The sequence below is a fragment of the Corynebacterium sp. ACRPJ genome, assembly GCF_022347345.1.
GTDB classification, from domain to species: Bacteria; Actinomycetota; Actinomycetes; order Mycobacteriales; family Mycobacteriaceae; genus Corynebacterium; species Corynebacterium tuberculostearicum_D.
In genome coordinates this window covers 69,731-89,740 of the sequence record NZ_JAKRNC010000005.1, presented here as the reverse complement: position 1 = coordinate 89,740, position 20,010 = coordinate 69,731, and the positions used below count along the sequence as shown (strand labels likewise).

The 20,010-nt window shown below is 58.9% G+C and carries 17 protein-coding genes; 12 read left to right on the top strand and 5 right to left on the bottom strand.

The genetic code is table 11. The annotated features are described in order from the left end of the window. Positions 1–14: 14 nt before the first annotated feature. The 3 genes from MHY08_RS05120 to MHY08_RS05110 are packed head-to-tail and all read right to left on the bottom strand — an operon-like array spanning position 15 to position 4,803. Positions 15–1,124 (bottom strand): restriction endonuclease subunit S, encoded by a 1,110-nt coding sequence (locus MHY08_RS05120; RefSeq protein ID WP_239235655.1) that lies wholly within the window; start codon positions 1,122–1,124, stop codon positions 15–17. Next, a complete protein-coding gene (locus tag MHY08_RS05115) occupies positions 1,124–2,755 on the bottom strand; it encodes a class I SAM-dependent DNA methyltransferase (RefSeq protein ID WP_239235654.1) in 1,632 nt (543 codons plus the stop codon). Before MHY08_RS05115 ends, MHY08_RS05120 begins: the two co-directional genes overlap by 1 nt. A 53-nt stretch (positions 2,756–2,808) precedes the next feature. Next, positions 2,809–4,803 (bottom strand): AlpA family transcriptional regulator, encoded by a 1,995-nt coding sequence (locus MHY08_RS05110; RefSeq protein WP_239235653.1) that lies wholly within the window; start codon positions 4,801–4,803, stop codon positions 2,809–2,811. 465 nt (positions 4,804–5,268) lie between these two features. Between MHY08_RS05110 and MHY08_RS05105 the strand changes: the two genes are divergently transcribed. Both MHY08_RS05105 and MHY08_RS05100 read left to right on the top strand, forming a co-directional pair. Next, positions 5,269–5,469 (top strand): DEAD/DEAH box helicase, encoded by a 201-nt coding sequence (locus MHY08_RS05105; protein WP_225746298.1) that lies wholly within the window; start codon positions 5,269–5,271, stop codon positions 5,467–5,469. 65 nt (positions 5,470–5,534) lie between these two features. Continuing rightward, positions 5,535–6,122, top strand: coding sequence for a three-helix bundle dimerization domain-containing protein (locus MHY08_RS05100; protein WP_239191834.1), 588 nt, complete (start codon positions 5,535–5,537; stop codon positions 6,120–6,122). On the opposite strand, the gene MHY08_RS05095 is transcribed toward MHY08_RS05100, so the two are convergent. Beyond that, positions 6,119–6,991, bottom strand: coding sequence for a hypothetical protein (locus MHY08_RS05095; protein ID WP_239235652.1), 873 nt, complete (start codon positions 6,989–6,991; stop codon positions 6,119–6,121). The two genes, MHY08_RS05100 and MHY08_RS05095, sit on opposite strands and share 4 nt — an antisense overlap. Before the next feature lie 27 nt (positions 6,992–7,018). After that, positions 7,019–7,381, bottom strand: a complete 363-nt coding sequence (locus MHY08_RS05090; RefSeq protein WP_239235651.1) for a hypothetical protein — start codon at positions 7,379–7,381, stop codon at positions 7,019–7,021. A 106-nt stretch (positions 7,382–7,487) separates the two neighbouring features. On the opposite strand from MHY08_RS05090, the gene MHY08_RS05085 reads away from it, so the two are divergent. The 10 genes from MHY08_RS05085 (at position 7,488) to MHY08_RS05040 (ending at position 20,002) form a co-directional block, all read left to right on the top strand. Beyond that, the gene (locus MHY08_RS05085) at positions 7,488–9,440 is read left to right on the top strand and encodes a glycosyltransferase (protein WP_005327055.1); all 1,953 of its coding nucleotides are present in this window, start codon (positions 7,488–7,490) and stop codon (positions 9,438–9,440) included. Next, a complete protein-coding gene (locus tag MHY08_RS05080) occupies positions 9,430–9,945 on the top strand; it encodes a phosphatase PAP2 family protein (RefSeq protein ID WP_239235650.1) in 516 nt (171 codons plus the stop codon). Before MHY08_RS05085 ends, MHY08_RS05080 begins: the two co-directional genes overlap by 11 nt. Further along, the gene (locus tag MHY08_RS05075) at positions 9,938–10,918 is read left to right on the top strand and encodes a decaprenyl-phosphate phosphoribosyltransferase (protein ID WP_005327057.1); all 981 of its coding nucleotides are present in this window, start codon (positions 9,938–9,940) and stop codon (positions 10,916–10,918) included. The genes MHY08_RS05080 and MHY08_RS05075 overlap by 8 nt, the downstream gene beginning before the upstream one ends. Positions 10,919–10,971: 53 nt before the next feature. Then, positions 10,972–12,666 carry a hypothetical protein gene (locus MHY08_RS05070; RefSeq protein WP_239235649.1) on the top strand — a complete coding sequence of 565 codons (1,695 nt, stop codon included), beginning with the start codon at positions 10,972–10,974 and terminating at the stop codon, positions 12,664–12,666. Positions 12,667–12,803: 137 nt separating this feature from the next. After that, positions 12,804–13,817, top strand: a complete 1,014-nt coding sequence (locus MHY08_RS05065) for an alpha/beta hydrolase family protein (protein ID WP_239235648.1) — start codon at positions 12,804–12,806, stop codon at positions 13,815–13,817. 159 nt (positions 13,818–13,976) lie between these two features. Continuing rightward, the gene (locus MHY08_RS05060; RefSeq protein WP_239228421.1) at positions 13,977–15,122 is read left to right on the top strand and encodes an HNH endonuclease signature motif containing protein; all 1,146 of its coding nucleotides are present in this window, start codon (positions 13,977–13,979) and stop codon (positions 15,120–15,122) included. Positions 15,123–15,143: 21 nt separating this feature from the next. Further along, on the top strand, positions 15,144–16,544 hold the full coding sequence (locus tag MHY08_RS05055) for an NAD-dependent succinate-semialdehyde dehydrogenase (RefSeq protein WP_204610785.1): 1,401 nt from the start codon (positions 15,144–15,146) through the stop codon (positions 16,542–16,544). A 137-nt stretch (positions 16,545–16,681) separates the two neighbouring features. Continuing rightward, positions 16,682–18,628, top strand: coding sequence for an alpha/beta hydrolase-fold protein (locus MHY08_RS05050; RefSeq protein WP_239235647.1), 1,947 nt, complete (start codon positions 16,682–16,684; stop codon positions 18,626–18,628). 2 nt (positions 18,629–18,630) lie between these two features. Then, positions 18,631–19,065: a hypothetical protein gene (locus tag MHY08_RS05045; RefSeq protein WP_204610789.1), complete on the top strand. Its 435-nt coding sequence runs from the start codon at positions 18,631–18,633 to the stop codon at positions 19,063–19,065. 22 nt (positions 19,066–19,087) lie between these two features. Further along, positions 19,088–20,002, top strand: coding sequence for a cutinase family protein (locus tag MHY08_RS05040; protein ID WP_204610790.1), 915 nt, complete (start codon positions 19,088–19,090; stop codon positions 20,000–20,002). Positions 20,003–20,010 lie beyond the last annotated feature (8 nt).

Genomic DNA, 20,010 nt, shown 5'->3' with positions numbered 1-20,010 from the left:
AGGGGTAGGGGTGCTTAGCTTTCCGATGCCGCCTCATCCGCCGCGTCCTCCGCCTCACCGACCGTAATGCGGCCGCTCATGAGGAGGGGAAGGAGTTCGTCGCGGGTGCGGACGAGGGCTTGGTTTTCCACCACCAAACTTTCGAATCGGAGTGTTAGCGACTCAAGCATTTGTGATTCTTCAGCAGAAAGCGTTCGTGTGTCAGGAACTTCGCTAGTCAAAATGTCGGCAGGACGTACGCGTTGGTGACTTTTTGAAGTTCCTCCCGTCAGTGACTCCAGGTGATGGAAAAGCTCAGGTTGTGCTGTGGCTGCAAAAAGCTGTGCTTGTCTACAGGTTGTTGGTTGAAGCACAACAAATTCCGAAGACGCGATCATTGGAACGTCTTCGTTGATGACGGGGACACTCCAGATTCGGGGCGTATGTGGATTCAACTTCGACAGCAGAACACAGGGATGTTCAAGTGAGAATTTGTTGCTCTTAATAGTTGCTGGATCTTCCTGTGCAGGAGCACCGAGATCGAACGCCGGGAGGCTGTAGTGCAAGACTGTTTTGGCTTCAATGGTTTCTGGCTTAATTGAGTGTGTACTTCGTTCGCACAGAACAGAAAGCTTAACGGTGTTCGTTGGTTTTCCACCAAGGGCTTTAATTAAATCGAGTGCGATGCCCTTAGCTCGATTGTTTGCGGCGATTTTATCGTCGAGAGATCGGAGCATGGTTGCTATCGCGGTCTGCTCTTCAATTGGAGGCAGGTTTATGCTGATGCCGGCGATATAATTTCGGTTCAGCATTGGTTGAACTGAGCCGGAATCAAACCCAGTTAAGTCGGCATTCTCAAACCAGTAAAAAAGCCACCGTGGGTCGTTTCCGTGAAAATCTGTGGCGAATAACGTCGTGTTTAGCGGCCAGAAATCTTCGTCGGACCACTGAGGTTTACCGAGATTTGTAGCACGTCCGATTGCAAACCCGGGCCCCTTTACTTTGGCCTCATTATGAGTTTCGCCGCTTTTGCCAGCTGAAAGGATGCGGAAGGGACCTGGAATTCGTGCTTCTTTTGCGAGGTCAAAACCGCGTTGAAGAGAAACCACTTTGCCTAGAGGGGTAGGAATCCAATTTCTTGGCATTACTTCAACCTCCCCAGCTGTTCGCGCACAACCTTGTCCAGGCGGGCGGCGTCGTCAAGCGCGGCGGTGAGTTCGCCGGTGAGTCGGGCAATCTTCTCGTCGATGGGCTCGTCGTCTTCTTCGGCCTCGGCGAAGCCGACGTAGCGGCCAGGAGTCATCGCGAAGTCGGCGTCGCGGATGTCATCGAGGGAGGCGGACTTGCAGAAGCCGGCGATGTCCTCGTAGGCCTCGTCCTTCGGTGCGGAGGTGCGGCCGCGCCACAGGCGGTAGGTGTTCGCAATCTTTTGGATGTCGTCGTCGCTGAAGGTGCGCTCTGTGCGGTCAATCATGTGGCCGAGCTCGCGGGCATCGATGAAGAGGACCTGATTGGTGCGGTCGATGGAGCCTTTGTTACCGGCCTTCTTGTCCTTGGCGAAGAACCAGACGCAGACCGGAATCTGCGTGCCACGGAAGAGCTGTGCAGGAAGTGCGATGACGCAGGAGACGATGTCGTCTTCCACCATGGTCTTGCGGATGTCGCCTTCACCGGAGGAGTTCGACGTCATCGTGCCGTTGGCCATGACAACACCGGCCTCGCCTTGAGAAGTGAGCTTGGAGATAATGTGCTGCATCCACGCGAAGTTTGCATTGCGCTTGGGCGGGACGCCGTACTTCCAGCGGGAGTCCTCCTCGTTGCGTGACCAATCCTTGATGTTGAAAGGCGGGTTGGCCATGACATAGTCCATCTTTTTATCCGGATGAATGTCGCGGGCGAAGGTGTCGGCCCAGCGCTCGCCGAGGCCGGCAGAGCTAATGGCGTGGATGGCCAGGTTCATCTTGGCCATGCGCCAGGTGCGCTCATTGAGCTCCTGACCGTAGATGGCCAGAGCAGTGCGGTCCTTCTCTGCGGTTTCGAGGAACTTCTCTGCCTGAACGAACATGCCGCCTGAGCCACAGCAAGGGTCATAGACACGGCCCTGGGTCGGCTCCAGGATTTCTACGAGAGTGCGGACGACGGGGCGCGGGGTGTAGAACTCACCGCCACGCTTACCCTCAGCACGGGCGAACTTCTCCAGGAAGTATTCATAGACCTCACCCAGCAAATCGCGAGCACGCTCGGGACCCTCCGCGGTGAAACGCGTGGTGCTGAACAAGTCGATGAGTTCGCCCAAACGACGCTGGTCAACGCTATCCGAGGCGAAGTTCGTGGGCAGGGTACCTAACAGCGACTCATTGTCCAGCATGAGCTGCTTCATCGCGTTATCGATGAGCTTGCCAATGGACTGGTACTCCTGGCCGGCGTCGCTCGTCTTGCCCTTCGAGTTGTCACGCAGGAAGGTCCAGCGAGCGATGGGGTCGACCCAGAAAACGTTCTTCTCACGGTAAGCGTCGATATCCTCCAGGTCTTCCTGGATGTACTCTTCGCTATCGCCGCGCTCCTCGCCTTCGGCACGCAGCTCCGCGCGCCGGGCATCGAAGGCGTCAGTGACGTACTTGAGGAACACCAGTCCTAGGACGATGTCCTTGTACTGGGATGCATCCATGGAACCGCGCAGCTTGTCTGCTGCCTTCCATAAAGTGTCCTTGAGCTCTTTGAGGGTGGTGGCGGAGGCAGACTCTACGTTCTGCTCATCCTTGACTGTGTTAGTCATTTTTCTCCTTACATATAACGGGGTTTTGTTCGTTTGAATGTTGAACTCTGTTATTAGCCTGGCGGGGATTGTCCACGAGATTCAGCGATGGTGACAGCACCGGTACCTATCGACATGACGAGGCCGTGCTCAAGTTCATCGAGGCTATGTAACTGTTCTAAGAGCTGCTGGCGTCGTGCGCGGAGCTGGTGTTCCACCGAGCCGAGGTGCTTCGCATTCCCACGTGGAAAGACGGGGAAGTACAGCGAGCTCAGCTCCGAGGATGTGGCCTCGTTGATGGCTTTCGCCACGAGGTACGGGATGCAAACCTTCTCAAGGGGAGTCTTGCTGCGCCCGCGGAAGGTGCGGCACCGCAACGCTTGGGCAGGAGCCGTGACGAGCTTGCCACCTTCTTCATCGATGAGCGCGCGTGGTCTTGGGCTCTTGATGAAGACCACGTCCCCTGGCTCTGTGAGGGTGCCGCGCGGTGCAATGTCTTCCAACCGGAGACGATCGATGCACCGTGCGCCCTGTGGAATGCTCCCCAGAATTTCGGGTTCACCGATGAGTTCCAGTTTTGCTACTGCTTCAGGGGCGAGATCACGTTCGGCAATGCGGGAGCCGCTGAGTTTCTGCAGTACCCCAGTGCGAGCGTTGGTCGCGGCCTTCCACGGTAGGTACTCAAGGCGCGTTGCCCCCGATTCAGCGCGCATACCAATCTTTGGCTGCGCGTCCTCCAACCCTACTGGACTGATGTCTAATCCTGCTTGATGTGCGGTGTGCATGAGATCGGCGGCGGAGGACGTCGACGTAGAAGAAAAGACCGAGTCATCGAGAGAATGAGTACGACTGCGCCAGGCATCAGCGGCGCGAAGAATACGACCACGGACAAAGGTGTGCTTGCGCGCTTCATCCGGTGTGGTGAGCATGGTTGCCCAGTCTGAGACGAGACCGGGTGTCTTAAGGTCCGGCACGTCAGCGATAACGGCAGCAGCATCGGCAGGGTTGCCTATGGCCTTGCGATTAGGGCGCTTGAGAATCCATAGTGCGCCCTGCTGCTGTCCGCGGTCCGGAAAAATGCCTCGGGGCAGCCGTGCGCTGTAACGCAGCGGTGCAATTGCACCGGTTTCAGTCGGTGCGAGGAAGCTCCGTCGGACGACCTGCGCTAAAGAGTCCTCGATAAGCATGTCTGCGGTGGAAATGCAGAACATTGCGCCGCGCTCGTTCAGGTTGTCGAGCAAGTCCTGGAGGTGCTCGAAGTATTCGGGTGCATTCTTGAGAGGGGAAGGAGCAGCGTGGACGATGAGAGAATTCGCTGGGATCTCCTCGCTAGCGTCGATGAATTCCACGTTTCGGCACGCTAGTTCGGCCCAATAAAGAGAGTCTGGTGCGCAGTCCTTTCGATATCCGATGTTGAGCGCTAGCGTTTCCTCGAGTTCCCGGGCGAGTCCAGTGACGAAACCTAGGCTGTATTCATCAGTAGGGATGATAGGTGGAGTTGGGTCCTCTAGCGTGAGGGCTTCCGATACTGCTTGCATAGCGCGGGAAGTAAACCGGGAAGAGAGTGTTATTTGACGCTGAGCACTGAGGTCATCTGCAAGACGGGCGAGCGCGGTCGCGGGCCCGAAAGCTGCCTCGGCTACCTGCTCTGCGGCTTGTGCGATGTCAGCTTCAGGGTCATCAGAAGGAATGTTGTCTGCTGCGCGCTGGTACGCCGCGGTAAGAGAGTCGATTACTGCAGCAGAGGGCGAAAAATCCTGAGGGGAGAGAGCCGTGTTGCAGTTTAAAAGGCCCAAGGCCGCGCGTGCCGGATTGTGGAGCAGCATTCGGTAGAGCGAAGAATAGAAGAGGGCATCTTCAACGGCTGTGTCGCGGCGGCCGAGCTTAGTTGCTCGCAGCCAGTCTTGAATTTCGGTGATGGCGTAGTAGGGGTGGCCATCATGTTCTCCGTAAGGGGAGGGGAAGGGCGTGATGGATTCTGAGTTAAAGCGCTGAATCCACTCGTTGACCGAGGGGCGCGTAACGCCGGTCAGCCGGGCGACATCGGCGAGTGTCAGTGTTGCGGTCACTTGAGGCCTCCTTTCATAGGGTAGTGATGGGGAATAAGGGTGAGCGGTCATTGCTGATTGCTCTGCCCAATACGTTAAACGAACTCGAGTGGAGTGCCCAGCTTTTAGTCTGTTAATCGTCCTGAAGGGGGCTTAAGGCTGGGTAATTCAAACTACAAGAGTGTCGCCCAAGAGTGGTTTGGTTTTCGTGGGGATCGGGCTTCAAAAGCGCATGACTTGCTGACGTGTTCGGTCAGGTTCGGTGCTAAAGCGGGGGATTGATGTGCACTTTGTGGCCGATTTCCTGCTGGTGAACGTGTTGGCTCGGGCTGTCTGTCGACGTCGATATGTGCATGGTTATCGTCTCCGCGCTGAGTATGTTCGACAACAAGCTGGCTCCGTTCTGGAACGAGGGCAAGGCCCTTGAGCGGGAGCGAGGCCACTAAGCGCTATGCTTGATCACCTCTGAGGAAAGGAGGTGACGGCATGGCTGACCGCCGCATGTGGAAAATGTCGCCGGAGCGGCTGCAGGAGCACCTGAAATTGCGTAGCCGCGCATCGCGCATTCCCGATAAAAAGAAGGAACAGTCCAAGAAGGCCTGCCGGAACACCCGGCGGGCCTTTCCGCTTTCTTGGTGCAGAAAACTATTGGGTTATTCCCAACCGTTTGACTTAACCCACCGTTAACCGGTAAAGTTAACGTCAGGTTAACACTTAGCAAACGGGACAATAATCCGAGAAAGGGGATAACAATGAACCAGTTTGAAACCCTGCGCCAGGATCTGCACGAGAACTACGGCCACGAGTACACGGCCGCGGAAATCGATGCCAAGCTCGATGAGGTTATTGCCAAGCACACCAAGAAGGCGGAGCTCGATGAATTCGTGCCGCTTTTGGTGGAGCGTGAGGTGCGCGACTACTTCGGTGCTCACCGCCTGCACGTTCGCTTTGCTGCCGGTACCAATAATGCGCTGGCCCAAGCTGCAGCGGAACTGACCCGCAAGCACGCCGGCGATGCCCTCTTTGTAGATACCGCCGTTGCTCACCCAGAAAACGAAGCGGAAGGCCACCTTGCCCACGTCATGAACGAGCGCGGCATGGGTGAGGCCCCGAATAAGTACCTCGACGAGGTGCGCACGGTAGCGATGCCGGATTACATCGTGTTCTTGGGCCGCGAGGTAGAGCGCGATGAGGCGGGCAAGGACATCAAGATTTGGGATATTCCTGCTGCGGATACCGTGGAGGAGGCGCGCGAATTGGCTGATGACCTCGAAGCTCGCGTGCTCTACATGCTCAACAAGCTAGGTATCGATCCGGTGACCGAGCCGGTCAACGCCTAGAAGCGATACGGGTTGGGCAGCTGGGAGGAGACGTTATTATTAGCCACCCAGAAGCCCGCAAACCTATAGGGCATGTAGTGCGTGCCCATACCGGGGCGCCATTCCGGCGTGCCCAACAGTGGGGGAGTTTTGCGGTCGCGCTGCGGATATAGCCGTTCTGGCAGCGCGCCCACCATGGGGTGGTAGTCCTCGAGGACGCGAGCGAAGGCGGAGTCGAAGTCTTCCCGCGACAGTTCCTGGGACAGGTCATTGATGCGCTGCGTTATCTGGCGCAAGCTGGCGTTGTCGGGCTGGCGGGAGAGGGCCGCTTGGGCGTCGCCAAGCAGCCATTGCACCTCGTCCGCGCGCACCGCAGTATCACCGGCGCAGAAATTTTCCAGGGAATCTATCTGCGCCGCGGCCGTATTGATCTGCTTGAGCGCTTTGTATGCCTCCTTGATGGAGGCAGCGTGCAGGGAATAGTCCTGGATGTTCTCCAGCGCCTTGAGCGTCGGCCGCGCATCGGTGTACTGATTGACCAGAGAGCGCCACTGTACCTTCAGGTAGTCGCCCGCTAAGGGGGAATGCAGGGCGTCAATCCGTGCCTCCGTGCGCTTGATGAGTTCCTCAGCCCCGTCGCGAGCGCCCTTAATATAATCGAAGCGCTTGCGCACCCGGGCGCGGCGGATGAACAGGTAGGTAATGAGGCCAACCGCGCCCAGAACCACGAGCACCATAGTCGCTGCGATGAACACGGACCACGTGGGCACATCCTGCATAGATTGCCGGCGCACGGTAGTATCCGCGGCGGCGCGCGTAGCCAGGATCATGCCGACGGTATAGTCATCGTCCGCCAGCGCCGGCCGCATCTGGTCCAAGATGCCGTCCACGCGGCCCTCATCATAAATCTTGATGTCCTAGCACACCTCTGTGCCGCAGTGCACGGCCATGCTATTGGGCTCGAAACCTACCGCGATGACGAGCACATTTTTCTGTAGCCCACTTCCATTGATGAAATGTGGATGCTCGCGTTCCAAGTCATGGAATAGAGTCCGGGAAAATTCCTCGCCCGATTTCGGGTACGTAGCGTAGAGGACCTCGTGCACAGAATCCGGCAAATGCATGGACTGTGCTTGCGATTTGATGGCCTCTTCGTCCGAATTGCTGAGGATCTGGGCGTGGTCCAGAAACTCCACCGCGGGCTTTTCCTCTGCGATAGCGGCGGGCGCGCTGGCTACAGCGAGAAGACCTACTGCTGCCGCGCAAGGAACCCATCTCATGATGTTCCATATTACGGGCTCCGCGTGTAAACCGTAGTACTTATGCAAAAGCAACTACGCTAAATCGCTGACTACTGTTTATACCGTTTGGAGAATCGAAGCTATCGTGACTGCCAACAACACCCAGGCCCATGAGCCCCTGCAGCGCATCCTGCTGCCTAAGCGTGGCGAGCCCTTTGATGTGCGGATGCTCTACCTCATCGAGGCCGAGCAAAACCGCGAACGCCTCAGCTGGTTTAACCGCACTTCCGTCACCATCCCGGCCGGCGAGGAAGCCTCGTTTGAAACCTACTTCAACGCCTTCCCAGCCTCCTACTGGCGCCGCTGGTCCCAGCTGCGCTCCGTAATCCTCAGCCTGGACATTGAGGGTCAAGCAAATATTTCTCTCTACCGCTCCAAGCAGGATGGCCAGCGCATTTCCGTGGCCAACCACCTGGTAGGCACCGGCCACCACGAGTTTGAGCTGCCGCTTAAAAACTTCGAGGATGGCGGTTGGCTGTGGTTCGATATCACCGCCGAGCAGGAAACCACGCTTGCTGACGCCGCCTGGTGCTCCCCCCACGCCCCCGGCCCACAGCTGCTGCCGGACGGCACCGAGCAGCCGGCGCAGGACAAGCGCGTGGCGGTTGGCATCCCCACCTTTAACCGCCCGACCGATGCCGTGGCAGCACTCAAGGCATTGGCCGAGGACCCAGTAGTAGACGAGATCATCGACTTCGTCCTCATGCCGGATCAAGGCAACCAGCACCCGGCCGATGAGCCGGGGTACGACGAGGCGGTGGCCCACTTTGGCGAGCGTTTCCGCGAATTCCGCCAAGGCAACCTGGGCGGCTCCGGCGGCTACTCCCGCATCATGTACGAGGCGCTGGAGAATACCGAATCGCCCTTCATCCTGTACATGGACGATGATATCGCCATCGAGCCGGACTCCGTGCTGCGCGCGGTTCAAGCGGCCCGCTACGCGGCTAAGCCCATCATCGTCGGCGGCCAGATGCTCAATCTGCAGGAGCGCTCCCAGCTGCGCACCACCGGCGAGCAGGTCAACCGTGCCGATTTCATGTGGGGCGCGGCGCCGCACGCCGTCTACGACCACGACTTTGCCAAGTACCCGCTGCGCGCCATCGGCACCCGCGAGACTCACCTGGATCCCAAGAAGTACGATTCCCGCGCGCTGCACCGCCGCGTTGACGTGGAATACAACGGCTGGTGGATGTGCCTCTTCCCACGCATCGTGGCAGAAACCAACGGCCAGCCGCTGCCGCTGTTTATCAAGTGGGACGATACCGAGTACTCCCTGCGCGCAGCGCGCAACGGATTCCCCACGGTGACCTGGCCGGGTGCCGCTATCTGGCACATGGCTTGGGCGGATAAGGACGATGCCATTGACTGGCAGGCCTACTTCCACCTGCGCAACCGCCTCATCGTTGCCGCGATGTACCACGAGGGACCGGCCAAGGGCATTACCAAGTCCATCTTTAAGTCCACCCTCAAGCACACCATGTGCATGGAATATTCCACCATGGCCATCCAGATTGAGGCCATGCGAGACTTCCTGGCCGGACCGGACCATCTCTTCGACATCCTGGAGTCTTCGCTGCCGCGCATCGCGCAGATCCGCAAGAACTACTCCGATGCCGTCATCCTGGAATCCGCCGATGAGCTCCCAGCTCCCACCGGCGCGCCGGGCGTGCCCACCCGTAATATCGGCGGCCGCCTGGCCAAGATTAAGAAGATCCCGTGGGCCATCAAGGGCCTCAAGCACCTCGTCAGTAAGGAAGACGCTGCGCACCATGAGGCGCCGCAGCTAAACCTCACCCCGGACGAGGCCCGCTGGTTCACCTTGTCCCGCGTAGATTCGGCCACCGTCTCCACCGCGGGTGGCACCGGCGTCGCCTTCCGCAAGCGTGATCGCGACCTAGCCAAGGACCTCGTGACCCAGACCCGCGAGCTGCTGAAGGAAATCGAGGAGAACTTCGACGACCTGCGCGCCGAATACCGCGCGGCACAGCCGGAGCTGACCTCGCGCGAGTCCTGGAAGAAGGTCTTCGATGCCCAATAAGCTTTCCGTAGCCGAATCGTGCGTCCTCGAGTCCATCCAGGGTGCGGCCTTCGACGTGCCCGGTGTGCTTCCCACCGCCCGCGGGCTTAGCCACTGGGGCGAGCATGCCTTGGGCTGGATGGGCAGCGCTGCGGTAGGGGCGGGCGTCGACAAGCGCCGCCGCGAAGGCTGGATCCGTGTTGGGGCCGCCACCTTCCTCGCGCACGCCGCCAGCGTGGTGCTCAAGCGCATCGTGCGCCGCAAGCGCCCGGATTATCCCTACGTACGCGTGGGGGTAAAAACGCCCTCCAAGCTCTCCTTTCCCAGCTCGCACGCTACTTCGACCACCGCATTCCTGGTGGCGGTAAGCCGCCTTACCGGCCGCAAGGCGCCCCTTCTCGGCGTGCCGGTAATGATGGCATCGCGTATGGTGCTCGGAGTGCACTACCCAACAGATACGGCCGTGGGTGCGGCCATCGGCGCTGCTACCGCGGAGGTCGTGATGAAAGGAATGAAGCATGAGTGATGATGGAAACCAGCACTTTTTCCATTCGGAACCGCACACCTCCGGCGTAGATACCGGCCGCAAGCGCAAGCCGCCGAAGAATCTTGTCGATGGCATGATTAAGGCCCTGCGCCCCAAGCAGTGGGTCAAAAACGTCCTGGTGCTGGCCGCCCCCGCCGCGGCCGGCGCCGATGCGCTGTTCCATGGCCGCGTGCTTCTCGACGTCCTCTTGGCCTTCGTCGTCTTCTGCCTCGGTGCTTCCTCCATTTACCTGATTAACGATGCGAAGGATTGGCGAGAGGACCAAGAGCATCCGACCAAGCGCTTCCGCCCGATTGCCTCGGGTGTGCTACCGATCAAGCTCGCCTATGTCATGGCCGTGGTGCTCATCTGCCTGTCCATCGGCTTGTCTTTCCTCGCTACGGCCGGGCCGCAGCTGGCTATCGTGATGGCGATTTATATCGCACTGCAGTTGGGCTATTGCTTTGGCTGGAAGCATATGCCGGTGATCGATATTGCGCTGGTGTCCTCCGGCTTCATGCTGCGCACCATGGCCGGTGGCGTAGCCGCAGGCATCGAGCTTTCCCAGTGGTTCCTGCTGGTGGCGGCCTTCGGCTCGCTGTTTATGGCCTCCGGCAAGCGCTATTCGGAGATCCTGTTGGTAGAACAAACCGGCGCGAAAATCCGCAAATCCCTGGAAGGGTATACGCCCACCTACCTGCGCTTCGTGTGGACCCTAGCCGCCACCGCGGTGGTCATCTGCTACACCCTGTGGGGCTTCGAGCTCGCTAACGACGCCCAGACCGGTGGCGTGTGGTACCAGATTTCCATGGTGCCGTTTACCATCGCCATCCTCCGCTATGCGGCCGATGTGGACCGCGGCCAGGGCGGCGCACCGGATGAGATTGCACTGGAGGACCGCACTTTGCAGGTTCTCGCCTTGGCCTGGCTCGCCTGCATTGCCATGGCGGTTTATATCATGCCGTTGTTCTAGACACAGCGGAATCGATATAGAAATTTTCTGCGGGGCTGATAAACTTTCTCCCCGTGCTTAACACCGACCACAAGAGTATCGCCCGCTGGAGTACCCCAGCGGTCATTCTTGTGATCGGTGTTTTATCTTTCTGGGGCGGCTTCGCTCGCCGCTGGATTTCCGATGACGGCCTCATCGTCCTGCGTACCGTGCGCAATCTCGAAGCTGGAAACGGGCCCGTGTTCAATATGGGCGAGCGCGTGGAGGCCAATACCTCCACGCTGTGGCAGTACCTCATCTTCCTTGTGCGCTGGGTAACCCACGCAAACCTGGAAGGCATCGCCATTTACCTGGGCCTCTTCTTGGCGGTAGCGGCGATGGTTGTCGGCACGGGGGCGTCGGCAAGCATGCGCTCTGGCGCCGTCCTTCCGGCAGGCGCACTTGTGTATTTGGCCCTGCCGCCGGCCCGCGACTTTTTCACTTCCGGCTTGGAATGGGGTCTGTGCATCTTCTACCTTGCGGTGCTGTGGTGGCTGTTGCTGCGGTGGGCGCGCCCGCGCCGCCACTCCGGGAGCAATAGCGACGCCTATTGGCTCGCCTTCTGGGCTGGGCTGTCCTGGCTGGTGCGCCCAGAGCTCGCTCTGTACGGCGGCCTGGTGGGAATCGTGCTGCTCGTATCCCACCGCTGGTGGAAGATTCTTGCCGTCGCAGTGCCGTTGCCGTTGGCCTATGAGATTTTCCGCATGGGGTACTACGGCCTGCTGACCCCGCACACGGCCGTGGCCAAGTCCGCGGCCGGTTCCGAATGGGGCAAGGGCTTTACCTACCTGGCGGACTTTGCCGGACCGTACTGGCTCTTCCTACCGCTCATCGTGCTAGCCATTGCGGGTCTGTGGAAGGCGGACCTGCGCCCCACGGCTCTCCGATCCACCGCCACTGCCACGTATCTTTTTGTAGGTGCGGCGCTCATCCATACGCTCTACGTCTTGCGCGTGGGTGGAGACTTTATGCACGGCCGCATGCTGCTGCTGCCACTTTTTGCGATTCTGCTTCCGATCTTTGTCGTTAGCGTACGCATGTGGATCGTTTCCGTCCTCTGTGCGGTGTGGGCGCTGGTTATCGTTCTGCGCGGGCATCCGGTGGATCGCAGCATCTATGCGGATGAAATTTCCATCGTGGACGAGCGCGATTTTTGGACCTATGCCACCCAGCGCCAGGATCCTCCTATGCGGGCCGAAGAGTTCCTCGGCGCCAAGTTTATGGAGGACTACCAGGAGGGCATCGACGAGCTAGAGGCCGGCGACGCCATGACCTTCCGCTATATCAAGGGCGAAGATAGGTTCTCGTGGACGGCCACGCCTGCGGACCCTTCGCGCACCGATCCGCCGACCGTTTACCTGCTCAATTTGGGCCTGTCTTCCATGAATGCGCCGCTGGATATTCGCGTGCTGGACAATATCGGCCTCAGCAACCCTTTGGCGGCGCGCCAGCCGCGCATCGAGGGCGGGCGCATTGGGCACGACAAGAGCTTGGATATGTCGTGGCAGGTGGCAGATTCCGCCGCCGATATCGACGAGATCCCGGCGTGGATTGATAAGTACGAGGCGGCCAAGGCTCGCGCCGCGCTTGCCGACGCCGATTTTCAGAAACTCTTCGCCACATACAGGGAACCCCTAACTTGGGGCCGTTTCTGGAAAAATATTAAATTCTCTCTGACCGATGGTCGGACCCTCACTTTTTCTTCTGATCCCTCTGACTACCTGCGCTAATTCCTTTAGATGCAGACTTTAGGGGGAACCTAAGTTACACTATTCTGTGACATTGTTATCGATCCGTGACGTTAACGGTATACAGGTTCCGGACGATAGAACTTAGTGACAATCACCGAGTAGTTTGAAGGAGAAAGATGACTGCATCCATCAAGGGTCGCGTCCTTTCAGTCATCATGGCAGTTGCCGTAGCTTTGGGCCTGGCCGTCGTGGCAGGTTCCCAGCCGGCAGAGGCAGCCAACCGCGACTGGCTGCGCCGTGACGCCACTGGTACGTGTGAGTGGGACAAGGTCGGCTGGTGGGTCCAGCGTTGCGACGTATGGTCCCAGGCAATGGGCCGCACCATTCCGGTGCAGGTTCAGCCGGCAAAGCGTGGCGGCAATGCCGCCCTCTACCTGCTGGATGGCCTGCGTGCCACCGAGCGCACTAACGCATGGGTAAATGACGTTAATGCTGCCAAGACGTACGAGCCGCACAACATCACCCTCGCTATGCCCGTCGGTGGTGCCGCTTCCTTCTACGCTGACTGGCAGGGTCCTGCTACCTACGACCTGGAAAATCCGGTCAACTACAAGTGGGAGACCTTCCTGACCAGCGAGCTTCCTGGCTACTTGGAGCGCAACTTCGGTGTTGCCCGCAACAACAACTCCATTGCTGGCTTGTCCATGGGTGCCGGTGCTGCCCTGACCCTAGCTGCAAAGCACCCGAACCAGTTTCGTCAAGCGCTGTCCTACTCCGGCTTCCTGACCACCACGGTTCCGGGCGCTCAGACCATGATGCGCTTTGCCATGCTGGATGCGGGCGGATTCAATATCAACGCTATGTACGGTTCCCTGTTTAACCCGAAGCGTTTCCAGAACGATCCGCTGCTGCTTATTCCGCAGTTGCGCAATACCAACCTGTATATCTCTGCTGCCTCTGGCGTCCCAGGCGCCGGCGATAGCCACTACCTGCCGGAGCACCAGGCTGCCGGTGCTGCACTCGAGTTCGGCTCCAATATCACCACCCGCGTGTGGGAGGGTGCCGCTCGTCTGCAGGGCCTGAATCCGACCGTGGACTACCCAGCACAGGGTCTGCACAACTGGGAGCAGTTCGGCTACCAGCTCAACCGCTCTAAGCCACAGGTGCTTAACGTCATGAACGCTTGGTAATTCTTGCGGCGGAATCCCCTTTCTTAAGGAAAGGGGATTTTCTTTTGCAGCGGGTATCGAACAAATATGCGTCTATCTATTGCGGGTGTCTCGGCGGTGCGCTAATCTATGGATGTCAGTTCGATTGGGTGTGCGAAATTATTTAGAGGGGGAGCTTTCGTGACTACTGCTACCGCACCACCAAAACAGGCGTATTTTTCTACCAATGACATGGAAGACACCGTGTGTGTCATGGCCATGGTGCAAAGAATTCAATCATGGCAACTGTTCCAGGCAGTGCTGCCACAGTTAGAAGACGACGTTGATTGCACACTGGCCGTTTTGTCCAAGAGACTCGGTCTTTCGCGATGGCGGGTATCAAGTGCAATCCAAGCCCACTTTCGGATGCGCGAACTGCCGCTTACTACCGCAGTGCAAACGGAACACTGGATTTTGGACCTTCCGCGACTCCAAGTTATTGACGTGGAATTGCGTCCCCTCGGCGAGGACGAAGCGCAGATCCAACTAGTTGATGCGGCCTTGGCAGATTTCCTCACGCCCAAAGACCCGGGACAGCACGTGCCGACGGAACCGGAAATCCGAAATTTCCTGCGTGGATTCATTGATGGGCTGCTGAAGCCAGATTTATCGGCGCAGATCGAGCGCGCAGTGTCGGTGTCCTATTCGGGTGGACAGGCCACGATTGTGTTGAAGACAGATAAGGCCACTGCGGCGGCAATTTCTAGACATATTGATAAAGCGGCAGCACAAGAGGGGGTTTCAACGGCGGAGGCGCTGGAAAGTCTGATCTTCAACCGCACTAGTACCAAGGTGGTGATTAACACCTATCGCACCGGGGAGGATCCTTCCCGCGTCTTCATTCCTAGCGCAGGATGGTGCGATCTGGGGGAGGACCTGGCCCATGACTCTGCGGTGCGAACTCTTACCGCCGAGGACGTCGAAAAGTATGTTCCCTCAGAAGAAATCCGCGCCTGGGTGCAGGGGCGGGACGCGACCTGCCGGTGGCCAGGGTGCTCGATGCCAGCACACTATTGTCAATTGGATCATCGCGTGGAGTACGGCGACAAAGGACCTACCAGTGTGGGAAATCTGGTGAGCTTGTGTCAGCATCACCATAACGTGAAGACGGATGGTCGGGTGCGATACATCATGGACCCGTTTACCGGAGATATTGTCTGGATGTTTGAGGATGGCACTTATGAGGTGGATCGAGCGGCAGGTCCATTGGCGCCCCGGAGTATTCATTGGAAACTGACGTGGGAGCGATTCCTCAAGCTCAGGAGGGGTTCATTGCAAGGTATGTGAGTTGGGACTATACAGGGGCGCATGTTCGCTATTGAGAATCCAAACACAGGCAAGAGTGAAGACCAGTTTGAACGTATCGATGATTCGCAGCGCGATGACATCCTAGACCGCTCCACCGCGGCCTACGAGGCATGGCGTAGCACTCGCATCGAGGAGCGTGCTGCGGTTTTGTCCCGCGCAGCTGACCTTTATGAAGAGCGCATTGATGAGTTAGCAGATCACATCGGCCGCGAGATGGGCAAGCTGACCCGTTGGGCCAAGGCCGAGGTACAGATTGTTGCCGATATTTACCGCTACTACTCCGAGCACGCGCACGAGCTGCTTGCCGACGAGTACCTGCCGGCACAGAATGCCGACAAGACCGTAGTGCGCAAGGAGCCGATCGGTCCACTGCTGGGCATCATGCCGTGGAACTTCCCGTACTACCAGGTAGCCCGCTTCGCGGCGCCTAACCTGCTGCTGGGTAACACCATTGTGCTCAAGCACGCTTCCATCTGCCCGCTGTCTTCCCAGGCATGCCAGGACATCCTGGAAGAGGCTGGTCTGCCGAAGGACGCGTACATCAACATCTACGCTTCCGGTTCCCAGATGGATGCCTTTGTAGCGGATAAGCGTATCAAGGGTGTTTCCCTGACCGGCTCGGAGGGCGCAGGTGCTGCCGTGGCCAAGACCGCCGGTGAAAATTACAAGAAGTCCGTGCTGGAGCTAGGCGGCAACGACCCGTTCCTGGTTATTGATGATGAGAACCTGGAGTGGGTCCTGGATCAGTACAACCTGATCCGCATGTACAACACCGGCCAGGCCTGCAACGCACCAAAGCGCCTCATCGTTCTGGAGGACTTCTACGACCGCACCGTGGAGTACCTGGAAAAGAAGATTGGGGACATGAAGGTCGGCACTTATGACGACGAGAATGCCGACATTGGTCCGCTGTCCTCCATCGGTGCTCGCGATGAGATTGTGGAGCGCCTGGAAAAGGCCGCGGCCAATGGTGACGCCAAGATTCGCGTAGGCGGCAAGAAGATTGACCGCGAGGGCGCCTACATGGAGCCTGCGCTGCTTACCGACGTCGACCCATCCACCGACGTAGGCTGCAACGAGATCTTCGGCCCTGTGGCTATTGTTTACAAGGCCAAGGATGTTGAAGAGGCTATCGAGATTGCCAATAACTCGGAGTATGGTCTGTCCAGCTCCGTCTGGGGCACCGACCTGGATGCCGCGTTCGAGGTGGCAAACCAGCTCAACGATGGCATGACGTTTGTCAACGAGGCGTCGGTAACCGCAGCAGGCCTGCCATTCGGTGGCGTGAACCGCTCCGGCTACGGCCGCGAGCTGGCACGCTGGGGTGTAGGCGAGTTTGTCAACGAGCACCTGTACCGCGTGAGCGGACAGGATAACCCGGGCAACTCCCCGGCCATGTAGCGGCGTGTCAGTCTAGCGTAAGTCTCAAGTTCAACTTAAACTTGAGCACACGATAGACAGCTCACGCCGCAGGCATCGGTCCGGGGGAGGGGAACCCTCGGAAAGGTACCGCGGCAAATCTTCAAGGACGTTTACCTATGCGCAAAAGCACTTCCCCGAGTAAAGCTCGCAAGGGCCTTGCAGTGGCCGCAGTACCTACCGCTATTGCCGTGGGTTTGGCTCTGCTGCCAAACGCCACCGCACAATCTTCCGTAGGCGATCTCTCTTCCGCAATCGGCGGCGATTCCAGCCTGTCCGATCACTTCGCACCGAAGGATCCGCCCGCCCGCACCCCGCTGAACACCGAATACCCGGATGTTAAGGGCCTGCCGGAGGGCGTGAAGATCAACCGCGTGGAGTACCTGACCAACCGCCACCTGATGGTCTACATCAAGTCCGCGGCTATGCCGGACAAAGAGCAGAAGGTGCAGATCCAGCTGGCTCGTGACTGGTACTCCCACCCGGAAAAGAAGTTCCCAGAGGTATGGGCGCTCGACGGCCTGCGTGCACGTGACGATGAGTCCGGCTGGACCATCGAGACCAATATTCTGAACCAGTACGCTGACCGTAACGTCAACCTAGTTATGCCGGTAGGCGGCGAATCTTCCTTCTACTCGGACTGGGAGCAGGCAGACCGCGGTAAGCGCTACATGTGGGAGACCTTCCTCACCAAGGAATTGATCCCCATCTTGGATAATGAGTACCGCTCGAACCACAAGCGTGCGGTCACCGGCCTGTCCATGGGCGGCACGGCCGCGATGAACTTGGCTGAGCGCAACCCGCACCTGTTCAACTTCGTGGGTTCCTTCTCCGGTTACCTGGACACCACTACGCGCGGCATGCCGGAAGCCATCATGGCTGCGCAGCGCGATGCCGGCGGCTATGATTCCCGCAAGATGTGGGGCGAGCCAGGTTCTCAAAACTGGATCGACCACGATCCGAAGCTGGGCATTGAAAACCTGAAGGACATGAAGGTCTATGTCTCTGCAGGTTCGGGCAAGGATGACTTTGGTAACGCCAACTCCGTAGCCAAGGGTCAGGCCAACCTTGCCGGTATGGGCTTGGAGGTCATTTCCCGCATGTCCACCCAGACCTATGTGGACTACGCAAAGCGCGCCAAGATTAACCCAGTGATTAAGTTCCGCCCATCCGGCGTGCACAGCTGGGAATACTGGCAGTTTGAGATGCAGCAGGCATGGCCCTACATCGCAGATGCCCTCGAGATGGACAAGGCTGATCGCGGTGCGGACTGTGAGGCCATCGGCGCCATCGCCAAGGAGACCAAGAGCGGCGTCATTGGCTCTTGCTTGAATAACGAGTACGACGTCGCTAAGAAGGGCAAGGCCCAGGACTTCGAGTCTGGTACCGTTTACTGGTCCCCGGATACCGGTGCGCACGCCCTCTTCGGCCGTATTGGTGCTCGCTACGCCGAGATCGGTGGACCTACCTCCTGGCTGGGCTTCCCTAAGACCGGCGAGTCTAAGACCCCGGACGGCAAGGGTCGCTTCGTGCACTTCGAGCACGGCTCCATCTACTGGTCCCCGGAGACCGGTGCTTGGGAGATTACCGGCGATATGTTCCAGGCCTGGGGCAAGAACGGCTACGAAAAGGGCGACCTGAAGTACCCGACCGGCTCGGTTAAGAAGGTCGGCGAGGGCTACATGCAGGAATTCCAGGATGGCGTCCTGACCCGTAACCCGGATGGCTCCAACCAGGTAGTCCACGGTGCTATCGGCGCCAAGTACAAGGACATGGGCGGCGCTGAATCTGCGCTCGGCTTCCCGACGTCCGGTGAGAACGCCGTCAACGGCGGCTTCTTCCAGACCTTTGAAAAGGGCAGCATCTACTGGTCCCCGAAGACTGGTGCGCACTACATTCTGAAGAGCAAGATCATGGACCGCTGGGGCCAGGCTGGCTGGGAGCAGGGCGAGTTCGGCTGGCCTACTTCTGACTACTCCGAGATTGCCGCTGGCGGCCTGAGCCAGGAATTCCAGCACGGCAAGATCAGCGAGGTCCTCGGCCAGGTTCGGACCGAGAAGAAGTAGCTATGCGCAAGCTAGTAGTTGTGGGCGCGGCGCTGTGCTTGGGTCTTGCGGGCTGCGATTCCGCCACGGTGGATAGCGAACCGCCGCAAGAGACCGAGGTCGCGCCCCTCGAGCGGGAGTCCGAGGCCCCTTCCTCTTCTTCGGAGAGTGCCACCTCTAAGTCGCAAGAGGACCGCGGTGCGCGCGAGATCTCTGAAATCCCCTCCGCTGAGGTGCCGGAACCAGAGGCCAAGTACTTGGACAAGCTCAAGGACGCCGGCGTTAACGTCGATGGCGTAGAGGATCAGCTCCTTGGAGCCGGTAAAGCGGCCTGTGACGAGAATGAGGTCACCATTTCTGCAGTTGCCGGCCAGCTCATCGAGCAGCAGCGCACCACGCAGAGTTTTGAGGAGCTTTCCCAGCTCATCAAGGATTCTGCACGTTCAGGGATTTGCTAGGTTTACCTGGTACAACTAATCCATGCGAAAAACTATTACCGTTGTCGCGGCCCTCGTCGTATTAGCTGTCATTGGCGTGGGCGCGTCGCGTTACTTCAACCAAGGCACTGATTCCCCGGCTCCGCATACCTCGGAGCAGGCCGCGCCGCCGCAACCGCAGCAGCCTGACTGGTGCCCCCGTGTGGAGTTCATTTCTGCCCCGGGTACTTGGGAGTCCGCGGCTGACGACGACCCCATCAATCCTTCTGCCAACCCGCGCTCGTTCATGCTGTCTATTACGAAGCCGTTGCAGGAGGCCTACGGGGACGATGTGAAGGTCTGGACCCTTCCCTATACCGCGCAATTCAAAAATATTAATGCGCAACATGAGATGAGCTACGACGATTCCCGCACTGAGGGAACCGCCAAGATGAATGACGAGCTGCGTAGCGTTCATCAAAGCTGCCCGGCTACCAAGTTCATTCTGAGCGGCTTTTCTCAGGGCGCGGTGATTGCTGGCGACGTTGCCGATGAGATTGGTGGCGGCCAGGGCGTGGTTCCGGCGGAAAACATCGCAGGCGTGGCCCTTATCGCAGACGGCCGCCGCCAAAATGGCGTCGGGCAAAACCCAGGCCGCAAGGTGGGTGGCGTCGGTGCAGAAATTGCCCTTCAGCCCGTATCCGGATTGGTGCAGCCCATCGTGCCGGGTGCTTCCATGCGTGGTGCGCGCCAGAATGGGTTCGGTAGCCTCGCGGATCGCACCTTCCAAATTTGCGCGCCCAATGATTCGGTGTGTGATGCCCCGCCTAACGTGACCAATGCACTAGAGCGCGCGCAGGGTTTGATTGCCGCGAATGGCGTGCATGCGCAGTACGCCTCCAATAGTGGCGTTATCGATGGCACGACTGCCAACCAGTGGGTAGTGGGCTGGGCCCGCCAGCTTATCGACGCCGCGTAACAACCATT